Source organism: Kitasatospora arboriphila, from assembly GCF_039528095.1.
GTDB lineage: Bacteria > Actinomycetota > Actinomycetes > Streptomycetales > Streptomycetaceae > Kitasatospora > Kitasatospora arboriphila.
The window spans coordinates 35,023-52,260 of the sequence record NZ_BAAALD010000013.1 but is presented as its reverse complement, the minus strand read 5'-3'; the positions used below and the strand labels follow the sequence as shown (position 1 = coordinate 52,260).

General features: G+C 73.5%; 13 protein-coding genes and 1 pseudogene. 12 read left to right on the top strand and 2 right to left on the bottom strand.

What is annotated here, in order from left to right; all coding sequences use genetic code 11:
* From ABD353_RS09940 to ABD353_RS09915, 6 genes and pseudogenes are all read left to right on the top strand, one after another.
* Positions 1-3,868, top strand: a pseudogene (locus tag ABD353_RS09940) (hypothetical protein); the annotation flags it as partial.
* 169 nt (positions 3,869-4,037) lie between these two features.
* Positions 4,038-4,460, top strand: coding sequence for a hypothetical protein (locus ABD353_RS09935; RefSeq protein ID WP_344623128.1), 423 nt, complete (start codon positions 4,038-4,040; stop codon positions 4,458-4,460).
* A gap of 5 nt (positions 4,461-4,465) precedes the next feature.
* Positions 4,466-5,218: a nucleotide exchange factor GrpE gene (locus ABD353_RS09930; RefSeq protein WP_344623127.1), complete on the top strand. Its 753-nt coding sequence runs from the start codon at positions 4,466-4,468 to the stop codon at positions 5,216-5,218.
* A gap of 27 nt (positions 5,219-5,245) precedes the next feature.
* Entirely contained in the window at positions 5,246-7,828 is a 2,583-nt protein-coding gene (locus tag ABD353_RS09925) for an Hsp70 family protein (RefSeq protein WP_344623126.1), read from the top strand.
* Positions 7,825-8,109 (top strand): hypothetical protein, encoded by a 285-nt coding sequence (locus ABD353_RS09920; RefSeq protein ID WP_344623125.1) that lies wholly within the window; start codon positions 7,825-7,827, stop codon positions 8,107-8,109. The genes ABD353_RS09925 and ABD353_RS09920 overlap by 4 nt, the downstream gene beginning before the upstream one ends.
* 42 nt (positions 8,110-8,151) lie before the next feature.
* On the top strand, positions 8,152-8,379 hold the full coding sequence (locus tag ABD353_RS09915) for a hypothetical protein (RefSeq protein WP_344623124.1): 228 nt from the start codon (positions 8,152-8,154) through the stop codon (positions 8,377-8,379).
* A gap of 101 nt (positions 8,380-8,480) precedes the next feature.
* Here ABD353_RS09915 and ABD353_RS09910 read toward each other — a convergent pair whose 3' ends face one another.
* Positions 8,481-9,200 carry a DUF6215 domain-containing protein gene (locus ABD353_RS09910; protein ID WP_344623123.1) on the bottom strand — a complete coding sequence of 240 codons (720 nt, stop codon included), beginning with the start codon at positions 9,198-9,200 and terminating at the stop codon, positions 8,481-8,483.
* 221 nt (positions 9,201-9,421) lie between these two features.
* Between ABD353_RS09910 and ABD353_RS09905 the strand changes: the two genes are divergently transcribed.
* The 3 genes from ABD353_RS09905 to ABD353_RS09895 all read left to right on the top strand — a co-directional run bounded on the left by ABD353_RS09905 (position 9,422) and on the right by ABD353_RS09895 (position 11,342).
* Positions 9,422-9,892, top strand: a complete 471-nt coding sequence (locus ABD353_RS09905; RefSeq protein ID WP_344623122.1) for a GNAT family N-acetyltransferase — start codon at positions 9,422-9,424, stop codon at positions 9,890-9,892.
* A gap of 627 nt (positions 9,893-10,519) precedes the next feature.
* A complete protein-coding gene (locus ABD353_RS09900; RefSeq protein WP_344623121.1) occupies positions 10,520-10,750 on the top strand; it encodes a hypothetical protein in 231 nt (76 codons plus the stop codon).
* Positions 10,751-11,102: 352 nt separating this feature from the next.
* Entirely contained in the window at positions 11,103-11,342 is a 240-nt protein-coding gene (locus ABD353_RS09895) for a hypothetical protein (RefSeq protein ID WP_344623120.1), read from the top strand.
* Positions 11,343-11,446: 104 nt separating this feature from the next.
* Here ABD353_RS09895 and ABD353_RS09890 read toward each other — a convergent pair whose 3' ends face one another.
* Positions 11,447-13,144, bottom strand: a complete 1,698-nt coding sequence (locus ABD353_RS09890) for a putative Ig domain-containing protein (protein ID WP_344623119.1) — start codon at positions 13,142-13,144, stop codon at positions 11,447-11,449.
* 313 nt (positions 13,145-13,457) lie between these two features.
* On the opposite strand from ABD353_RS09890, the gene nicT reads away from it, so the two are divergent.
* From nicT to ABD353_RS09875, 3 genes are all read left to right on the top strand, one after another.
* Positions 13,458-14,564, top strand: coding sequence for a Nickel transporter NicT (gene nicT, locus ABD353_RS09885; RefSeq protein ID WP_344623118.1), 1,107 nt, complete (start codon positions 13,458-13,460; stop codon positions 14,562-14,564).
* A gap of 103 nt (positions 14,565-14,667) precedes the next feature.
* On the top strand, positions 14,668-15,891 hold the full coding sequence (locus ABD353_RS09880; RefSeq protein ID WP_344623117.1) for a HEAT repeat domain-containing protein: 1,224 nt from the start codon (positions 14,668-14,670) through the stop codon (positions 15,889-15,891).
* A gap of 249 nt (positions 15,892-16,140) precedes the next feature.
* Entirely contained in the window at positions 16,141-17,097 is a 957-nt protein-coding gene (locus ABD353_RS09875) for a serine protein kinase RIO (protein ID WP_344623116.1), read from the top strand.
* The last annotated feature ends 141 nt before the right edge of the window (positions 17,098-17,238 follow it).

Sequence of the window (17,238 nt, the reverse complement as noted above, 5' to 3'; positions counted from 1 at the left end):
TCTCGACTGGCTGCAGCGCCGGTACCGGGACGCCTCCGGCGCCGCCCGGGCCGGCGCCACCGCCGCCGCCCTGAAGGCGCTCCCCGGACGGGACTGGCCGGTACTGGCCAGGTCGGCGTTCCTGCGCGACAGCGGCCGACCGGGCGAGGCCGAGGCCGTCCTGCTCGCCGCCGCACCCGGCGGCAGCGGCGAACTCTGGTTCCGCCACGGCGCCCACCTGCACGCCGCCGGGCGCAACGACGAGGCCGTCGAGGCCTTCGGCCGCGCCGTCCAGCGCGGCACCGGCGAGCCCTCGCCGTGGGCCCGCGGGGCCTCCCTGCGCGCCGAGGCCCTGCTCTTCCGCGGCCTCGCCCGGCAGTTCCTCGGCGACCACCCCGGCGCCGGCACCGACCTCGCCGACGCCGCCGCGGCCGCCCCCGCCGACCCCCGCCCCCACTACGCGCTGGGGCGGCTCGCCCTGCTGCTCGACCGGGACGACGAGGCGCACGGCCACTTCACCGCGGCCCAGGCCGCGCAGCCCGGCCACACCCCGTCCCGGCTCGGCCTCGCGCTGGTCCACGAACGGGCCGGCCGCCCCGCCGAGGCCGCCGCCGACTACCGGACGGCCCTGGAGGCGTACCCGCACTGGCAGCCCGCGAAGGTCCGGCTCGGCGCCGCCCTGCTCGCCGCCGGCCGCACCGAGGACGCCGCGCCGCTGCTCCGTACCGAGGCCGAGGCCGGCCACCCGTGGAGCCCGGCCGCCGCCTTCCACCACGGTCTCGCCCTGGCCCGCAGCGGCGACCCCGACGGCGCCGTGGAGCGCTGGGAGCCGCTGCGCGACCCCGGCCTGCCCGCCCTTCCGACGCTGCTGGCCCTGCTCGCCACTCAGCGCGACCTGCTCGCCCGCCGCCTGCTGGACGCCGACCCCGGCGCGGCCCGCGCCCTGTGGCAGCAGGCCGTCCTCGACACCCCGGACGAGCCGGAGCTGCGCCGCTCGCTGCGCGAGGCCGCCCTCCGTGAGGCCGCCCACCTGCTGCTCACCCGCCGCGACGACCCGCAGGCGCTGGACGACGCCGCCAACGCCCTGGCCCTGGCCGGCTCCCCCGCCCCCGGCAAGGGCGGCCCGGCCGGCTCCGCCCGGGAGGGCAGACTGCGGGCCGCACTGGCCCTCGCCCAGGGCTCCGCGGCCGGCCCGGACGCGCTGCCCACCGACGCGGACGGCCCGCGCGACCTCTACCACCGGGCCGCGGGGGGCCTGCTGACGGGCCGTGCGGCCCGCACGGTCGCCCTGCTCGCACCGGTCGAGCCCGACCCGGCGGGCGACCCGGCCCTCGCCCAGCTGCGGGCCCTGCTCGCCGAACGGGCCGGCAACTGGACCGGTGCCCTCGACTGGTACCGCAGCCACCTGGCGAACCCCGCCGGCCCGGCCCCGGCCGCGGCCCTCGGGAGATGCCGCGCGGCCGCCGACGACGCCCCCTGCGACCGGACCGCCGAGGACGCCTGCGGCGGCTGCGGCCGGGAGGGCTGTGCCACACACCTGTACCGCCCGGAGGGCGACGGCTCGCCGCGCTGCGGCCGCTGCGCCGAGCGGTCCCTGCTCGCGGTGCTGGACTGCGCCCTGCGGGCGGGTCTGCCGCAGGAGGGCGAGCGGACGCTCACCGCGTGGTCCGCCGTCCTGGGCGACAGCCCGGCCGGCACCGCGGTCCGCGCGGCCCTGTGCCTGCTGCAGGCCGACGACGACGACCTGGACGCCGCCCTCGCCGCCCTCCCCGCCGCCGCGCACCGGGCCCGCACCACGGTGCTCGTCCGGCGCGCCGCCCGCGCGGTCGGGGCAGGGCGGTTCGGGGACGCCGCCGGCGACCTGCGGGAGGCCGTCCGGCTGAACCCCGGGCACGCCCTCGCGGCCGAGGCCCTCGGGGTGCTCGCCGAGCACGAGGCGGCCCGCCACGCCGCCGAGGGCCGGTACCAGGAGGCCTGGGACTGCTACCACGCCCTGCTGCTCAAGGACCCGTCGCACCCGCGGCTGCTGCACGCGCTCGGCCTGGTGAGCTACCGCCTCGCGACGGCCGTCCCCGGCCAGGGCGCGCCCGGCAGGGGCGTGCCCGCGCAGGGCGCACCGATGCAGGGCGTGCCCGCGCAGGGCGCACCGGCCCCCGGCATTCCGGCGCAGCGCGGCCCCGTCGAGGTGCCGCACGTCGATCCCACGGACCCGGACCTGCCCGGCCTTGCCGACCGGTCCGACCGGTCCGACCTTGCCGAAAGTGCCGACCGGGCCGACCTGTGGCACTGGGTCATCGGCTGCCTGGTCCCCTCCCTGCACCTGACCGAGGTGTGGGACGCCGCCGCCCGACTCACCGGCCGCGACGCCGAACCGCCGCGGGTCGCCGCCGCCCGCGCCGCGCTCACCGACCGGCTCCGCACCGACCTGCGGACGCTCGACCAGGCCGACGGCCGGAGCGGCGACGAGGTCGACGCCTGGACGGTCCGGCTCGGCATGGAGGTCCGCTGCGCCGAGGCCTTCGCCGAGGACGAGGTCCTGATCGGCGGCCCCGACGGCGCCGGCCACCGGCTCGTCGTCGGCCCCGCCCTCGAACGGCTGCTGCGCACCTCGCCGCCCAGCAGCGAACTCTCCGCCTGGCAGGGTGCGTTCGAGTACGCGGTGCTGCCGTGGCGCAAGCCGGGCCCCTACGGGGTCCACCCGCTGACGCACGCCCTCGGCCTGTTCGACGAACTCGGCCCGCAGCGCTACCTGCTGCTCCAGGGCCGGCACGCCGCGGCGGTCTCCGCGCTGGAGACCGCGGAGGGCGCGGAGACCGACGAGTCCCGGCAGCTGCTGCTGCGCGAGGCCCTCACCAGCCAGGCCGCCGAGCACCACCGCCACCAGGAGTGGCGCGAGGCCCTGGAGTGCCTGACCCGGGCCCTGGCCCTGCCCGGACCCGCCGTCGGCGAGGACCTCGCCGCGCTCGGCGCCGACGCCGGTCTGCGCGCCGCCCGCGCGCTGCTCAAGGAGCACGACGACGACCAGGCCGGTGCGGCCGCACTGCTGGAGCAGGCGCTCGCGCTCTCCCCCGGCCACCGCGAGGTCCTGGAGAACCTCGGCGCCGCGTACGCCCAGCAGGCCCGCAAGGTCAACAACGAGACGAAGGACTACCGGCACGCGCTGGTCCTGCTGCGCAAGGCGCTGGCGCTGGCCCCGGACGACCCGACGGCCCGCCACTTCCTGGAGGCCGCCATGCTCAACCGGGCCACCGAGGTCACCGCCCTCGGCCCCGACGGCGACCTGGTGGAGGCCACCGAGCTGTGGCGGGAGCTCACCGAACTCGGCGACGACCCCGACCACCGGACGGGCCTGGTGTACGTGCTCCAGCTCCGCTCGCTCACCGCCGCCCTCGACGAGCGGCGCACCGAGGCCCTCGCACTGATGACGGAGGCCCTGGCGGCCGACGCGGACTTCGACGGCGACGCGGCCGCCGAGGCCCCGCGCCGGGTGTCGGTGGTGCTGGCCAACCACGTGCTGGAGAAGTACCAGGACCGTCCGTTCAACGAGCGGGCGTCGATGCTGCGGCGCGCCCAGACGTACGACGACTCCGCCGAGATGCGGGCGGTGATCGTCAACGTGTGGCGCAGCGAGGCGGCGACGGACTTCGAGGCCGACCGGTTCACGGACGCCGCCACGCTGCTGGAGCAGGCCCTGCAGATGGCCGGTCCGGCGGACGCCAAGGCCAACATCCGCAAGGAGCTGGGCGTCGTCTACGGTGCCCACGCCGTCCGCCAGGCCAACGCCCGGCGGTTCGCGGAGGCCCGGAAGCTGATCGGCAAGGCCGTCGCGCGCGACCCCGACGACTCCGGCCTGCGCAGCCTCAAGTACCGGATCGACCGCCTGCACTGACGGGTCCGGGCCGTCCCCCGGCCGCCACCCCGCCCCCTGGGCGCCGCCCCGCGCGCGTCCCGACGACCGTCCGAAGGCCCCCGAAGCCGAAACCGCCCGACGCCGAAGCCGCCCGACGCCGAAGCCGTTCTGCAGCCCGTCTGCAGCCGGAGGAGAAGAGACCGCCGCCATGCCCCTACACGAACCGTCGCCGTACGAGGTCCTGGGCATCCCGCCCACCGCGGGCGTGCGCGAGATCAACCTCGCGGTGGGCCCGGCCATGCGGCAGGGCCGTCACAGCCGCCAGCAGATCCAGGACGCGGCGGCGCTGCTGCGCAACCCCGACCGCCGTCTGGAGCTGGACATCCAGCAGCCGCTGCCGCCCGAACCGGTCGACGGGGTGGCCGAGTTGCTCCGCCCGGTGCTGGAGGAACCGCTGCTGGTCGTGGACCGGCCGCCGGTGACACCGGCGGCCCTGCTGGTCGTCCGCCGCGAGGAACTCGCCGCCGACTTCGCGGAGCCCGCCCCCGCCTCCACCGCCGCCGAACCGCCCGTGCCGGCGCAGTTCGCCGCCGACCTGTCGGTGCTGCCGCCGATCGAGATCCCGGAGTGAACGCCATGACGACCCAGGAATCCGGCACCCCGGTGCCGACCGCCGAGCCGCTGGAGGTGCCGCAGCGGGCCCTCGACGTCGACCTGGCGCAGGCGTTCAGCCAGTTGCTCTTCCGGGCATCGCTGCTGCAGCGGCTGCGGGACGACGAGGCGCGCGCCGCCCGGGCCGCGCAGCGCGACCTGCTGGGCCTGCTGGTCGACGTGGACGACGCCCTGGCGGCGCTGAGCCTGGACCCGGAGCTGGTGCGGCTGGGCCGCACCTCCGGCATCGAGGCGACCCGGCGCCGACTGCTCGGCAAGCTGGCCAAGGCGGGGGTGCGCCCGATGCGGCTGGAGGGGATGGCCGCCGATCCGGGTCTGTCCGAGATCGTCGGCACCGAGGCCCGCACCGGGCTGGAGCCGGAGACGGTCGTCCAGAGCGTGGTCACCGGCTTCTTCTGGAACGACGAGGTGCTGCGCCGGGCGCAGGTGGTGGTCGCCACCGCTCCCCCGCCGCCGTCCGCGGAGCTGCCCGGGACCACCGTGGGCGCCGTGGACCCCGCAGGCACCGCAGGCCCCGCAGACACCGCAGGCGCCGGGACCGCCTCGACCGGCGGGACCGACGAGACCGCCGAGGCCGGCCCGAACCACGAGGGCGCCGAGCAGGCGGCGGCCCGAGAGGCTCCGGCCGCCCCCGCGGGCACCGGCAGGGCCGCCGCCGGGGGCAGGAACCGCAAGAACTGGTCGAGGTCCTCGCGGGCCAAGCGACGCAAGCGCTAGACACACAGGGGACAAGAGGGGAACGACATGTACCGCACTCTCGGTATCGACCTGGGCACCACCAACTCCGTGGTGGCCCAACTGCGCCGGGGCGAGCCGGAGATCGTCATCAACATGCAGAACCAGGAGGGCACGCCCTCGGTGGTCGGCCGCGGCCGCAAGGGCGAACTGCTGGTCGGGTCGAACGCGCGGAGCCGGCTCGCCCTCGACGGCGAGAACGTGATCCGGTCGGTCAAGCGGTTCATGGGCCGCAAGTTCCGTGACCCGCAGGTGCAGGCGGCGCTCGACGAGGTCGACTACAAGGTGACGGCGGGCACCGACGGCGACGTGAACGTCTGGTTCGACGGCCGCTCCTACACGCCGATCGAGATCTCGGCGATGGTCCTGCACCGGCTGAAGGAGGACGCCGAGCAGCGCCTCGGCGAGCCCTTGCACCGGGCCGTCATCACGGTGCCCGCGTACTTCAGCGAACGCCAGGTCGCGGCGACCCGGGAGGCCGGCCGGATGGCGGGTCTGCACGTGCTGCGGGTGATCAACGAGCCGACCGCCGCCGCCCTCGCCTACGGGATGACGATCGAGGCCGGTGACGAGGGACGCACCGTCCTGGTCTACGACCTGGGCGGCGGCACCTTCGACATCTCGATCCTGCTGCTGGTGCCCGGCTCGGTGTCGGTGCTCGGCATCGAGGGCGACAACCTGCTCGGCGGCGACGACTTCGACCGCGCCATCGCGACGGCGCTGCTGGAGGACATCCGGGAGGAGTTCGGCTCGGACTACCAGCCGGACCGGCGGGACCGGCCGCGGATCGCCTCGGCCGCCGAGGTGGCCAAGATCGAACTGTCCAACCAGCAGACGTCCGAGGTCGTCCTGGCGGGCCTCGGGACGGGCCAGCTGGACCTGGAGACGGTGTTCGAGCGGCCCCGGTTCGAGGAGCTGATCGAGGCCCGGATCGAGCGGACCATCGAGCTGACCCACAAGGCGATCATGCAGGCCAACCTGACCGTCGGCGACATCGACGAGGTGCTGCTGGTCGGCGGCTCGACGTCGATCCCGCTGGTGGCGCGGCGGTTGGGCGAGGTCTTCGGACCGAAGCGGATCCGGCGCGGCGTCAACCCGATGCAGTGCGTGGCGCTGGGCGCGGCGGTGCAGTCGGCCCTGGTGGCCGAGGTGGAGTGCCCGGAGTGCCGGACGCCCGCCGAACTGTCCGCGGACTCGTGCGCCGAGTGCTCGACCTCGCTGCTGGGCGGCACCCGGGTGACCTGCACCGGGTGTCACCTGCCGGTGGACACCGCGGCCGACGCCTGCCCCAAGTGCGGGCGGCAGTTGGAGGCCGAGGCCGCCGCACCCGTCGTGGCGGCCGTCTCCCAGACCCGCGACTGCGCGCGCTGCGGCACCCCGGGGGGGGGGGGGGCCCCCCCCCCCCCCCCCCCCCGCGGGGGGGCCCCCACCGCCTGCAGCCTCTGCGGGGAGTCGCTCGCCGACGCCGGGGGCGGCGCGGCCGAGGCGGCGGCCGCGGCAGCACAGGACATCGGCCTGCGCTGCGGCGGCTGCAGCGCGGTGAACCCGCCCGGCACCGAGGTCTGCCCGTCCTGCGGCCAGCTGATGCAGGTGACCAACCCCTTCGACATCACGCCGAAGGACCTGGGCATCGAACTCAACGACGGACGCCTGGCGGTGATCATGCCGAAGGGCTCCAACTACCCCACGACCGCCCCGGTCAGCCGGGAGTTCGTCGTCTCCGGCGGCGGGCAGCAGCGCCTCGAAGTGGCCGTGTACGAGGGCGAGCAGCCGATCGCCCAGCAGAACGAGCTGATGGGCCACGTCACCCTGCGGCTGCCCGCCGGGCTGGGCGGCCGGATCCCGGTCGAGGTGTCGTTCGGCCTCGACAGCGACCGCACGATCACCCTGTCGGTGCGGATCCAGGGCGGCGAGCAGCGGACGGTCAAGTTCAGCCACAACCAGCTCGACCCGGAGCGCAAGGTCCAGGTCGAGGAGCAGCAGCGGCAGATCGAGAACTTCACCGACCGCTGGGCGAACGAGCTGACCGAGGCCGAACTGCGCGAGACGCAGCGGATGATGGACACCCTCGACGACATGGCCGGCGGCCGGACGGGCGGCGAGTCGGTGGACGCGGCGCTGGAGCGGGCGCAGTTCCTGCTGAACGCGCAGCGCTGGGTGCGCAGCACCGAGGCGTACCTGAGCCTGTTCATCCTGTACTGCGAGAAGCACCTGGACGTGGGCGACCTGGGCCGGCTGCGGGCGGTCGCGGCCGAGCTGCGGCAACGCCGCGAGGCCGCGGACTGGGACGGTGCGATGGCGGCCGCCGCCGCCGCGGACGAGCTGTGCGACTCGCTGGGCCACACCTTCCGGATGCTGACGATGTGCAACATCTACGTCAGCCAGAACATGGTGTCGGCGGCGCTCGGCCAGCGGATCCTGGCGGAGCTGCGCGGTCTGGACTCCGCCGTGGAGTCGGCCAACATGGAGGCGGCGAACCGTCACAACTCGGCGCTGCTGGGCCTGTACGCGCAGGCGCAGCGCGAGATGGGCAACGACAGCATGCCGGAGCAGGTCGGGCCGGTCCGCCCCGAGGAGGTCGATCCCCGATGACGGCCGTACCGCCCATCGAGGTGCCGTGCCCGCAGTGCGCGGTGCCCGCGGACGCGGAGAGCCTGCGCTGCCCGTCCTGCCGGGAGGACCTCGCGGCACTGGTCCGCCTGCGGTACGCCGGACGGATCGACTACAACGAGGCGCTGGAACACGTCCGCGCCGGGGAGGACGCCGCCGCCCGGGTGCTGCTGCAGCGCGCGGTGGCCCAGGAGCCCGGCCTGCGCCCGGCCCTGGACCTCCTCGCCGAGATCACCGCCCGCGTCGGCACACCGACCGGCTGAGGACGACCGAGGAAGACGCCGGGGGCCCCGCACCGACCGACGGTGCGGGGCCCTCCGCGGAACGGACTCCCTCGCGGGGGTGGCCCCTCACTCGGCAGCTGGGCACTGCTCACCGACGGCACCTGGCTCTGGCACGCCGACCTCGCCCACCACGTCGAACAGCACCACCTGCAACTCCCACCCGACTTCGTCGCCCACGCCCGCACCAACGGCTGGACGCCCCCACCCGTCGCCCCGGAACGCCTGCACGACCTGGCGGCCCACGGCTGAGACGAAGCGACGCCAAACCTCCGGGGCGTGGTCTTCACGGACGTGCGGATGCCTCCCAGGGGCGCGTGGGGGCACCTCCCGAGTGCCCGCTGAGACGATCCCTACCCGTGAGTGGCGGGCAGCCAGCCCTGGACGGCGGGGAGGACCTGCTCGGCGATCCGCAGCAGTGCCCCCTCGTCCGGCGGCTCGTCGTCCTGGCGCCAGACGGCGAACTCGACGGTGTCGGCGCCCTCGTCCGGGCCGATGGCGACCGCGAGGTGCCGGGCGGTGCCGCCGGTGCCCGTGCTGCTCTTCCCGCCCTTGAAGACCAGGGCCAGGGTGGTGCTGCGGTAGCGCGCCGCGGGGTGGCCCAGTACCGTCGCCGGCTCGGCGCGCAGGCTCGCGAGGCCGGCGATGTCCCGCACCGACACGTCGTGGTTGTGGGAGATGCGGACCATGACCGGCCCGACCTGCACCTGGGCGGAGGCGTCGAACTCGGTCGTCCCGTCCCAGTAGGTGGTCGGGCCGCCGCCGGACTGCGCGACCGAGACGTGCTCCGTCGGTACACCGAGCAGCGCCGGCAGGTCGCGGCGGTTGAGCGCGGCGCACAGGGCCGGGTACTCGGGCGAGTCGGTGGCCTTCGGCGGGTTGCACACGGCAGGCTTGCCCGCGGCGGCAGGCGCCGGGGTGCCGGAGAACAGGCCCGCCCCCCACATCGCGCCGAGCACTCCCCCGGCCAGCACCAACGCTGCGGAAGCCTGGCCCACCGCACCGGGCCGCCTCCGGCCACCCGGACCTTCCGGCCCGGCCGCCCCCGGACGTACCACGGTGTCGGACTCCATGCGTCTCCCCCTCCTCCGCACCGAACCCGACCCCCGTTGATCACCGGACGGGCTGCGTCACCCTACTCGCTCGCCCTGCTCGTGCACGGTGAATTACGGCGCGGTCCGCGAGTGAGGTTGGTGCGTGTACTGGGCTGACGAGTCGGAGCGGTGGTCGATCGGCAGGCCGCCTGTGGGGCGGGCACAGAATCCCGCTTGATCCACTGGCTTACAGTTCCCGAATGAAGACCATGCTCCGCTTGGAGAACATCAGCCCCGACAACTTCGACGCCGCGATCGGCCTGAAGGTGCGTCCAGACCAGGAGCACCTGGTCGCTCCGGTCGTGAAGTCGCTTGCAGAAGCGTATGTGCACCCCGACACGGCCTGGCCCCGACTCATCCTTGACGGCGACCGGCCCGTTGGTTTCGTCATGGCGTTCTTCGACATCGACTTCGCCGGTGACGGTCGGGGCACCGACCTTCGCTCCGGCCTCTGGCGCCTCAACATCGCAGCCGGGGAACAAGGGCGTGGGTACGGCCGCTTCGCGGTGCAATCCGTGGCCGCTGAGATTCGCCGCCGCGGCGGCACTCGCCTGACGACCACCTGGCACCCGGGCGGAAACGGTCCGGAAGCCTTCTACCTGGGTCTCGGGTTCCGGCCGACCGGGGAGACCAGCGGGAATCAGCGAGTCGGCGAACTTGACCTGACCTAAGTCCTCATCCGCCGGACGGAATCCAACGACTCGCACAGTGGATGCTGCCGCACGGGTTCTTCGAGCGTGACCAAGAAGTGGGCCCGTATGGCCTGACCCATCCTGCCTTCTGCGGCGTCTCACGCACACACCTCGGCGATTTGCTCGAAGAGTTGGCCGACTTGTGGCTCGTCTGTTGCGAGTCGGAGCTGCGTGAGCGCCGTGGTGCCGAGCGGCAGCGACGGGCCGGTGCCGGGCCGAAGCACGCGCCGCTCTCCCCGGGTGTTCGGTCGAGTGCCGTCCGGCGCGCCGGCCCTGACGGAGCAACAGGGGCGGCTGCTACCAACGCCGGCATGACCGACGACGACATCCTCCAGCGGATCCGCGGACAGGACCGCCTCGGCGAGCTGCCACCACGGGCGCCACCCGCGGCCGAACTCGAGGCCGCGGTCGGGCATCCGATGCCCCCGCTCTGCTCAGGCGGATCCACCTGGAGGTCACCGACGGCGGATTCGGCCGCTGGGGCGAGGTGCTGTCCCCCGCCGACACGGCCTTCGGCTTCAGCGACGGCGAGCCGCTGCTGGAGGAGCACTCAGGGTGTCTCGAGCGAGCAGATCGAGAAGCGCTCGACCTGGAGGGCTCCTGGAGGTGGCCGAGTACTGCGGCGGATACGTCCCTCAGGAAGGCGTCGACACCAGCGGCAACCAGGTCGAGCGAGTCCGGCCCCACCTCGCTGACGGCCATCTCCTGTCCTTCGTCCAGAAGCTCTCCCCCGTCACGGCAGACGTCGATCTGCACGGCGATGCCGGCCGGTTGGCTCACGCAGTCCACGCACACGACGACGTCCTCGGCCTCCGGCTCCTGACCGGTCCGCAGTGAGAGGAAGACCCGGAGCGGGAAGGCCCGTGTCCGGTAGCTCGACACGACCCACGACAGCTGCGGATTGCTCTCCTGCAGCTGCTGGGCGAAGGTCTCGTACGAGCAGGTCACCCGGAGAGCGACTTGGTCGATCCACTCGACGCTGGGAGTCGTCACGGGCGCACAGTAGCCGCGGAAGACCGGAGCCGACCAGTGCCGTGATCGCAGACGTTCACCGGGTGAGGGCCGATCTGGGCCGTGGGCTACGGCGATCGCCGAATGTGGCGGTGGTGTCCGGGCGGGGAGGTCGGCACGGCGGTGATCGGGGTTCCGGGGCCGGAGCCGGAGTGGGAGCCCGCTCCGTCGTACCAGGGTGGAAGACCTCGGACACCTCGGTGTCGCCATGTTCCGCGTCGAGCGGGTCGGCTTTGCGCTGAGCCGACTCGAAGGCGCGGTGGTCCCCGACACGTTCGTCTGGGTGAGGCGCTCGGCGGAGGACGTGGTAGGGGCGCTGGACGTCCTTCTCGACGCCCTCGGTCTCGACCGCGAGGCGCTTGCGTTTCGCGGCACCGTGGAGACGGGCTTCGAGGTGTTCGACGGCTCCACCGGGTGAGCGTTCTGGCCGAGATGGCCGGTCACGCCGCTCACGTCGGCTGGCGACCCCGCCCCCGCGGGGTGTGCCGGTTACCCGCTGGGGGGCGGGTAACCGGCCGGTGTTCAGGAGACGTTGAGGGTGATGTCGTCGAGGACGAAGGAGGTCTGCTTGGTGTAGTCCTCGGCGCCGGTGAACTTGAGGGTGACGGTCTGGCCGGCGTAGGCGGCGAGGTTGAAGGTCCGCTGCTGGTAGCCGGTGGCGGCGTTGAGGTTGGAGTAGGTGGCCAGGGTGGTGCCGTTGGCGGTGACCGTCAGCTTGTCGTAGGCGGTGGTCGTCGAGGACGCGCTGTCGATGTGGAGCCAGAAGGAGAGGGCGTAACCGGTGCAGCCGGTCGGCAGGGTCACCGTCTGGGCGAGGGTGTCGGTGTTGGTGGTGCCGTAGCCGTCCAGCCAGGCGTCGTAGCTGCCGGAGTGCGGCGGTTCGTCGGTGCTGCTGTTGATGGTGGAGGCGCCGCCGCTGTTGGTCTCGGTCCAGGACGAGGTGGAGCCGGTCTCGAAGCCGGGGTTGGCGATCAGCTGGGCGGCCGTGCAGCCGGATCCGCCCGCGGGGTTGACCGTCCAGGTGAAGGTCGCCGAGGAGGACGGGCCGGTGGAGTCGGTCGCGGTGGCGGTGACGGTGGACGTGCCGGTGCCGGTCGGCGTGCCGCTGATCAGGCCGGTGGCGGAGTTGAGGGTGAGGCCGGCGGGCAGGCCGGTGGCGGTGTAGCTCAGGGTGCCGCCGGCGGTGTCGGTGGCGGAGAGCTGGAGGCTGGTCGCGGTGCCGACGGTGGCGGTGCGGGCGCCCGGGTTGGTGAGGGTGACGGTGCCGGTGCCGGTGCTGCTGCCGCTGCCCTGGGCGAGCCAGGCGGTGGCGTTCAGGGCGAGCGCCGCGTCGGTGCCGGCCGGGTCGTTCCAGCCGTCGTACAGGGTGTTGCCGGACTGGCCGGTGCCGTCGTCGATCGGGGAGCTGTCTCCCCAGGCGGCGATCCGGCCGCTGCCGAAGGTGCTGGTGACGAAGAAGGCGCCGGTGTTGCCGCTGTAGCCCGTCCGGTAGACCAGGCCCTTGACGGAGGAGTTGGCGGAGGGGGTGAGGGTGAAGGTGGTGCCGGAGCGCAGGATCGAGCCGGTGACGTTGCCGAAGGCGCCGTGCAGCACCGGGTTGGCGGAGTCGTTGACCGCCCGCGGGTTGTCGGTGCTGATGGTCTTCACGTCGACCGAGAAGCCGAACGGCGAGGTGTTGTCGACGCCGTTGCTGGTGAAGAGGTCGTTGATGATCTCGGGGCTGTCCCAGCCGTCGTTGTTGCGGTCGCTGTTGCTGTGGTCGGAGACGAGGAAGAGCCCGCCGCCGTTCTGCACGAAGCGCATGATGGCGGTCTTCTCGGCGGTGGAGAAGCGGATGTTGGGCTCGGGGATCACGAAGGTGTCGAAGTTGGCGAGGTCGAGCGCGGCGCCGGTGCCGTAGCTGATGGTCGAGCCGGACGGCAGCGTCTTGAGGCTGTAGCCGCCGGCCTTCTGCAGGGCGACGCCCCAGGCGGAGAGGGCGCCCGTCCAGCTCTTCTCGGTGCCGGGGTTGGCGTTCTGGCCGAGCGGGTCGGGCTGGCTGGTGCTGATGACCCAGTCGGCGTTGCCGGCGGTCTCGGCCTTGCTGTTGTCGAAGAGCACCCGGTGGGGGGTGGCGGCCGCGGCCGGGGCGGTGGGCGCCGCGAGGCCGGTGAGGGTGGCCGCCAGGACGGCGCCGGCGGCCAGGGCCGCGTTCGTGCGGATGGTGCGAGTGCCGATCATCTGCCGTTCCTCCGTGGGGAGTTGGGGGATTGGGGGGCAGTGGTACCCGCGCCCGGAACCGCACGCGGACGGTTGGGGTATCCGCGCGTAGATCCGAGCACCGAGCCGAGTATCCGCGCGTAGAAGAGGCTGGAGGAAGACGCGGGAGGTTAAGGGATCGGGTACGTCGTGTGACATGTCCTCCGCGGAATGCGCCCCCGGTGCATCGGTGCAGCTCGGCGTGCCCCGGGTCAGCAGTTGCACATGACTTGCAATTGAGTCCTGGGGGCGAAAGTATGGCCCGGCTCATCCGTCCGCTGCCGGGAGGACTCCCATGTCAACGCCAAGCCGTCTGCGCGACCGGCTCACCCGTGAGGAGTGGATCCGGCTCGCCGGCATGGGCGGCTTCGTGCTGGCCCTCCACGTCGTCGGCTGGTTCACCCTGCTCGCCGTGATCGCCCCGCGCCACTACGACGTCGGCGGCCAGGTCTTCGGCGCCGGCATGGGCCTGACCGCCTACACCCTCGGCATGCGGCACGCCTTCGACGCCGACCACATCGCCGCGATCGACAACACCACCCGCAAGCTGATGGGCCAGGGCAAGCGGCCGCTCTCCGTCGGCTTCTGGTTCTCGCTCGGCCACTCCTCGATCGTCTTCGGCCTCTGCGCGCTGCTGGCCTTCGGCATCCGCTCGCTGGCCGGGCAGGTCGAGTCCGACGAGTCGGCGCTGCACACCGCCACCGGCCTGATCGGCGTCTCCGTCTCCGGCACCTTCCTGGTGCTGATCGGCCTGATCAACCTCGGTGCCTTCAACGGCATCCTCAAGGTCTTCCGCAGGATGAAGGACGGCGAGTTCGACGAGGCGGAGCTGGAGCGCCAGCTCGACAAGCGCGGCTTCCTCAACCGGATCCTCGGCCGGGTCACCCGGGCCGTCACCAAGCCCTGGCACATGTACCCGGTCGGCCTGCTCTTCGGCCTCGGTTTCGACACCGCCACCGAGGTCTCGCTGCTCGTCCTGGCCGGCGGCGCCGCCGCCTTCTCGCTGCCCTGGTACGCGCTGCTGGTGCTGCCGGTCCTCTTCGCGGCCGGCATGAGCCTGCTCGACACCATCGACGGGTCGTTCATGAACTTCGCCTACGAGTGGGCGTTCTCCAAGCCGGTCCGCAAGATCTACTACAACCTCACCGTCACCGGCCTGTCGGTGCTGGTCGCCCTGGTCATCGGCGTCGTCGAGCTGGTCGGCCTGCTCGCCGAGAAGCTCGGCGTCACCGCCGGCCCGATCGGCTGGATCGCCGAACTCGACCTCAACATGGTCGGCTACGCCATCGTCGGCCTCTTCGTGGTCACCTGGGCCGGTGCGATCGCCTACTGGAAGCTCGGCAAGGTCGAGCAGAAGTGGTCGGCGGCCGTCCGTGGGCCGGCCGCCGCCGAGGCCGAGTAGCGCGGCCGGGCGGCGCTCCGCGGGCCCCGCGGCCGGCTGGCGGGGAGTCGCACGGAGCACCGGCCGGGCCGGATGTCGTACCGGCGTGCCAGGATCTGCTGCCGTGACGGACACCGACCCTCTCACCGGCCTGGACGACGTGCCCTGGGCCCGACTCCAGCACTCGTACGGCACGGCCGAGGACGTCCCCGGACACCTCCGGGCGATGCAGGCGGGGGTGTGGGAGGGCCGGTACCCGCCGAGTGCGCAGCTCGCGAACCACATCGTGCACCAGGGCACGCGATCGCAGGCCGCGGTGCACACCGTTCCGTTCCTCGTGCGGATGGCACTCGACCCGAGATTGGTCAACAGACATCGGTTCGTCGCTCTGCTGGTCGCCATCGCGATCGGACTGGACAACAACCACCTGCCGAACGGCTACGACCCCCGGGAGGATCGTGCCCACCTGGAGGGGCTGCGCGGCGAAGCCGACGACTGGGCCCGGTGGATCGCGGAGGCGGCGGACGACGAGCAGCGCACACAGCGCGAGGGCAGCTGGGCGCAGGTACTCATCGACGCCGAAGCGGTGGTCCACTGCTATGACGCCGCGCGGGAGGCACTTCCCGAACTCGCCGTCCTGCTGAACTCGGACAGCCCCGAACTGCGGGCCGAGACGGCGAACCTGTTCGCCTGGTTCCCCGAGTCCGCGGCGATGTCGGTCCCGCTGTTGCAGGCGTTCGTCGCCGGAGAGGACTCGCCCGGGGCCGCGGCGACGGGGTTGGTCGCCCTCGGTCTGCTCGGCGACCCGGCGGCCGTCCCCTTCGTCGAGCATTACCTGGACAGCCCGGTGGTCGAGCTGCGCTGGGCCTCCGCCTTCGCGTTGACGCGGTGGGGCATCACCGGCCCGTCCGTCGTCGACGCCCTGATCGAGGTCGTCGCCCGGCCGCCGGAGAGGGCCGGGACGATGTCCTTCCTGAGCGGCTCCTACTGCGCCCTCGCGGCGATGGCCCTGGCCGGCACGTCCGAAGGCACGACGCTCCGGGCGGTCGAGGCCGTGCTGGCCGGCCTGGCCGGCTGTACGGGCCTCGAAGCGTTCCACGACCGGTACTACACGGCGCGCACGCTGCTCTCGCTGGTCTTCCCGGACGCTCCCGCCGAACCGCCGCAGAGCTTCAACGAGTTGAGCGAGGCGCAGCAGCGGGTCGTGCGCTTCCTCGCCGAGAGCGAGGAGGGCGGCCGGCCGTCGATGGACGCCCTGCGCCGGTGGAAGGTGCCCACCGGACGCCCCGAGCTGCGCGCCTACGCCGGACTGATCGACGCCACGTACCCGGACTCGCAGGAGGCCTGAGGTGCGGACGCGGTGCCGCCCGTGCTCGATATTCGGTTGCGCCGCCGGCAGGAGCGGCTAGTGTGCTGACGTCCTCGCGAACGCCGTGCGAGGACCCGACGTCGAGGAGGTGTGTCCGGATGGTTGCCGCCGTGTCGCGGCGCGCCTTCGCGTGCGCGCCATACGCCTCCCTCGATCGTCACCTCCCCACCGGCTGACAGCGCGTCGCGTCCGACGTACCCGGTGGGCCACTCCCCAGGAGCCACCGCAGTGCGCGAGCGCTTTGCCGACAGCGATTCCTTCTCCCGTATCCGTCCCAAGGGCGGGCCGCGGCGCGGCCGCCGGTCCGACCGGTTCGACGACTTCGAGCCCGAGTACGTCCCCTCCGCGGCCGCGTTCCCGGAGGGCTTCGACGACCCCGCCCCGGCCGTGTCCGACGGCCCGGCCGAGGGCGACCGCTGGTCCACCTGGGACCGGTCCACCCCCACCGAGAAGGGGCCCGAGCCGCGCCCCGACTGGGTGGTGACCGAACTCGCGGCCGTGGACACCGAGCTCGGGATCGTGAAGACCGGCAAGGAGGCCGACGTCTTCCTGCTGGAGCGCGCGGTGCCGGGCACCGGCCGCCGCACCCTGATGGCCGCCAAGCGCTACCGGGACGCCCAGCACCGCATGTTCCACCGCGACTCCGGCTACCTGGAGGGCCGTCAGCACAAGGAGTCCCGGATCACCCGGGCGATGGCCAAGCGCACCGCCTTCGGCAAGGAGGCCATCGCCGGGCAGTGGGCCGGGGCCGAGTTCGCCGCGCTGTGCCGGCTCTGGTCGGCCGGGGTGGCCGTTCCGTACCCGGTGCAGATCACCGGGACGGAGATCCTGATGGAGTTCGTCGGCGACGGGGACGGCGCGGCCGCGCCCCGGCTGGCCCAGCTCCGCGCCGAGGAGGCGGACGTCGAGGACCTGTGGGAGCAGCTCGGCCGCAGCCTGTCGCTGCTCGCGGTCGACGGCTACGCGCACGGCGACCTCTCCGCGTACAACATCCTCGTCCACGACGGCCGGCTGGTGATCATCGACGTGCCGCAGATCGTCGACGTGGTCGCCAACCCGCGCGGGCTGTCCTTCCTGGAGCGGGACGTGCGCAACGTGGGGGCCTGGTTCGTGTCGCGGGGCCTGCCCGAGGGGCGGGTGGAGGAGCTGGTCGGCTCGCTCGCCGCGGACGCGCGGCTGGGGTAGCCGGGCGGGCCGTCCGTACCGGGCAGACCCCTCGCGGCCTGCCCGGTACGGACCCTGACGGTGCCTCGGCGGCGGGAGGGCGAGCGGCGTCCGCCGAGAGTTAACGCAGGATGTCTTGTCGCGTCACCTTCTACGCGCGTA

Coding starts and splice junctions, on each gene's coding strand:
- ABD353_RS09935 (WP_344623128.1), top strand. CDS start 4,038: ATGCCCCTACACGAACCGTCGCCGTACGAGGTCCTGGGCATCCCGCCC.
- ABD353_RS09930 (WP_344623127.1), top strand. CDS start 4,466: ATGACGACCCAGGAATCCGGCACCCCGGTGCCGACCGCCGAGCCGCTG.
- ABD353_RS09925 (WP_344623126.1), top strand. CDS start 5,246: ATGTACCGCACTCTCGGTATCGACCTGGGCACCACCAACTCCGTGGTG.
- ABD353_RS09920 (WP_344623125.1), top strand. CDS start 7,825: ATGACGGCCGTACCGCCCATCGAGGTGCCGTGCCCGCAGTGCGCGGTG.
- ABD353_RS09910 (WP_344623123.1), bottom strand. CDS start 9,200: ATGGAGTCCGACACCGTGGTACGTCCGGGGGCGGCCGGGCCGGAAGGT.
- ABD353_RS09905 (WP_344623122.1), top strand. CDS start 9,422: ATGAAGACCATGCTCCGCTTGGAGAACATCAGCCCCGACAACTTCGAC.
- ABD353_RS09890 (WP_344623119.1), bottom strand. CDS start 13,144: ATGATCGGCACTCGCACCATCCGCACGAACGCGGCCCTGGCCGCCGGC.
- nicT (WP_344623118.1), top strand. CDS start 13,458: ATGTCAACGCCAAGCCGTCTGCGCGACCGGCTCACCCGTGAGGAGTGG.